This window comes from Acidovorax delafieldii 2AN, from assembly GCF_000175235.1.
In the GTDB taxonomy this organism is placed as follows: Bacteria; Pseudomonadota; Gammaproteobacteria; order Burkholderiales; family Burkholderiaceae_C; genus Acidovorax; species Acidovorax delafieldii_B.
The window spans coordinates 1-3086 of the sequence record NZ_ACQT01000342.1 but is presented as its reverse complement, the minus strand read 5'-3'; the positions used below and the strand labels follow the sequence as shown (position 1 = coordinate 3086).

The window sequence follows — 3086 nt, the reverse complement described above, 5'->3', positions numbered from 1 at the left end:
CAGTCCCGCCGCCGCACCCAGCACCACGCCGGCCGCGAACTGGCCGTTGGTGCCCAGGCGCTGCAGCAGGGTTTTGAGGCTGCACGCCGCGATCAGCCAGACCAGCGTTGCGGGCAGCGCGCCGCCGGTCAGCAACGACAGGCGGGCCAGCCACTCCAGCAGGGTGTCGGCGCCATACAACGCGCCCACGCCCAGCACGGTTTCCACGAACAGCACGGCGCGCAGCACCACGCCCACATGGCATGCATCGAACACCAGCGCGCGCTGCACCGTGGCCCGCGCCTGCGGGCGCGGGGATGCGAAATCCAGGTCCAGGGGCTGGGTCGATAAAATTTGCTTGTTTTGCATGAGGCATCCGGGTGTTCCGGGTGTCAGTTCCACCCAATTATTGCCGTCACATGCCCACCAGCCAATCCTCCGCCCCGTCCCACAACCAGCTCGACACCAAGGCGCAGGCATGGTCCGCACTCTTTTCCGAGCCCATGAGCGACCTCGTCAAGCGCTACACCTCCAGCGTCTTTTTCGACAAGCGCCTGTGGCAGGCCGACATCGCGGGCAGCCTGGCCCATGCCGAGATGCTGGCCGCGCAGGGCGTGATCAGCGCGCAGGACCATGCCGACATCCAGCGCGGCATGGCGCAGATCACCGCTGAAATCGAATCGGGCGCGTTCGAGTGGAAGCTCGACCTGGAAGACGTGCACCTGAACATCGAGGCGCGCCTGACCCAGCTCGTGGGCGACGCTGGCAAGCGCCTGCACACCGGCCGCAGCCGCAACGACCAGGTGGCCACCGACGTGCGCCTGTGGCTGCGCGGCGAGATCGACCTGATCGGCGGACTGCTGACCGATCTGCAAAAGGCGCTGGTGGAAGTGGCGGAAAAGAACGTGGACGTCATCCTGCCCGGCTTCACCCACCTGCAGGTGGCCCAGCCCGTGAGCTTCGCCCACCACCTGCTGGCCTACGTGGAGATGTTCTCCCGCGATGCCGAGCGCATGGCGCAGGTGCGCCGCCGCACCAACGTGCTGCCGCTGGGATCAGCGGCTCTCGCCGGCACCACCTACCCGCTGGACCGCGAGCGCGTGGCGCGCACGCTCGCCATGGACGGCGTGTGCCACAACAGCCTGGACGCCGTGAGCGACCGCGACTTCGCCATTGAGTTCACGGCTGCTGCCAGCCTGTGCATGGTGCACGTGAGCCGTCTCAGCGAAGAGCTCATCATCTGGATGAGCCAGAACTTCGGCTTCATCAAGATTGCCGACCGCTTCACGACCGGCAGTTCGATCATGCCGCAGAAGAAGAACCCCGACGTGCCCGAACTGGCGCGCGGCAAGACCGGCCGCGTGGTCGGCCACCTGATGGGGCTGATCACCCTGATGAAGGGCCAGCCCCTGGCCTACAACAAGGACAACCAGGAAGACAAGGAACCGCTGTTCGACACGGTGGACACGCTCAAGGACACGCTGCGCATCTTCGCCGAGATGGTCGGCGGCCAGGTGAACCCAGCCACCGGCGCCAAGGAAGGCGGCATCACCGTGAACGCCCAGGCCATGGAAGACGCGGCCAAGAAGGGCTACGCCACCGCCACCGACCTGGCCGACTACCTGGTGAAGAAGGGCTTGCCCTTCCGCGACGCGCACGAAACCGTGGCCCACGCCGTGAAGGCGGCCACTGCGCACGCCTGCGACCTGTCGGAGCTGCCGCTGACGGTGCTGCAGGGTTTCCATCCGCAGATCGACAAGGACGTGTACGAGTGCCTGAGCCTGCGCGGCTCGCTCAATGCGCGCAACACGCTGGGTGGCACGGCCCCCGCGCAGGTGCGCGCGCAGATCGCGCGGCACCAGGCGCGCCTGGCGGGCTGATTTTGTATCAAATAAGGCTGTAGCGCTTGCTGCACTTTTGCAAGGTGCTCTGTATTCGATAGCGTATGGCCCTGCCAGGCGCGAAGGCTGCACGGGGCTGAGGCCTTGCCCCGCCACGGTGCCGCCCGGATCGCACGCTCTCTGCCCGGTTTTTCTCCTGAGGAGTCTGGATATGTTGTCTCTGCGTCGCACCCTGATCTCGCGCGCCCTGCGTGGCACGGCAGCCCTGCTGGCGGGCATGGCCCTGTCCACGGCCATGGCCCAGCCGGCCAAGCCCCTGCGCATCTTGGTGGGCTTTCCTCCGGGCGGCGGAACCGATGCCATTGCGCGTTCGCTGGCCGACCGCCTCAAGGACGCCCTGGGGGTGCCGGTGGTGGTCGAAAACCGCCCGGGGGCCGGCGGGCAGATTGCCGCCCAGGTGCTCAAGGCATCACCGCCCGATGGCACCACGGTGTTTCTCACGCACGACCACACCATTTCCATCCTGCCGCTGGTGGTGAAGAATCCCGGCTACGAGCCCGAGCACGATTTCGTGCCCGTGGGCGGCTTCGCCACCTTCGTGAACGCCTTCGCCGTATCGGGCGGCACCCCGGCCAAGACGTTTGGCGACTATGTGCAGTGGGTTCGCACGCAGGGCGGCGGCAAGGGCGCCGTGGGCATTCCGGCGCCGGCGTCCACGCCGGAGTTCCTCGTGAAGCTGGTGGGGCAGAAATACCGCCTCGATCTGGTTTCGGCGCCTTACCGCGGCGCGGCGCCCATGATGGCCGACATGCTGGGCAACCAGATTGGCGCGGGCGTGGGCTCGGTGCAGGACTTCATGGAGAACCACAAGGCCGGCAAGGTGCAGGTGGTGGCGGTGCTGGGCACCAAGCGCCAGGCGGCCATGCCCAACGTGCCCACGTTCGACGAGCTGGGCCTCAAGGGCTTTGAGGATCTGCCCTATTACGGCTTCTATGCACCGGCCGGCACCTCGCAGAAATTCATCACCCAGTTCTCGGTGGCGCTGGCCAAGGTGGTGGCCGAGCCCGACGTGCGCGAGCACCTCACGGCCATGGGCCTCACCGTGGGCTTCATGACGCCCCAGCAGCTCGCGGCGCGCGAGCAGGCCTATACCGAAGCCTGGCGCCGCATCATCAAGTCGAGCGGTTTCGTGCCGCAATAAGGCGGGGCGCTTTCGCCGGGCCTTCGCGCGCCCGGTACAGGCGCCGCACCCGGCGGTGCCCGTGC

At 67.3% G+C, this 3086-nt stretch carries 2 protein-coding genes and 1 pseudogene; 2 read left to right on the top strand and 1 reads right to left on the bottom strand.

What is annotated here, in order from left to right; genetic code table 11:
- A pseudogene (locus tag ACDELDRAFT_RS20690) lies at positions 1 to 348 on the bottom strand (sensor histidine kinase); the annotation flags it as partial.
- Between the two features lie 50 nt (positions 349 to 398).
- Between ACDELDRAFT_RS20690 and argH the strand changes: the two are divergent.
- Positions 399 to 1859, top strand: a complete 1461-nt coding sequence (gene argH, locus ACDELDRAFT_RS20685; protein ID WP_005800039.1) for an argininosuccinate lyase — start codon at positions 399 to 401, stop codon at positions 1857 to 1859.
- Positions 1860 to 2031: 172 nt separating this feature from the next.
- Positions 2032 to 3021: a Bug family tripartite tricarboxylate transporter substrate binding protein gene (locus ACDELDRAFT_RS20680; protein WP_005800038.1), complete on the top strand. Its 990-nt coding sequence runs from the start codon at positions 2032 to 2034 to the stop codon at positions 3019 to 3021.
- Positions 3022 to 3086: the final 65 nt, after the last annotated feature.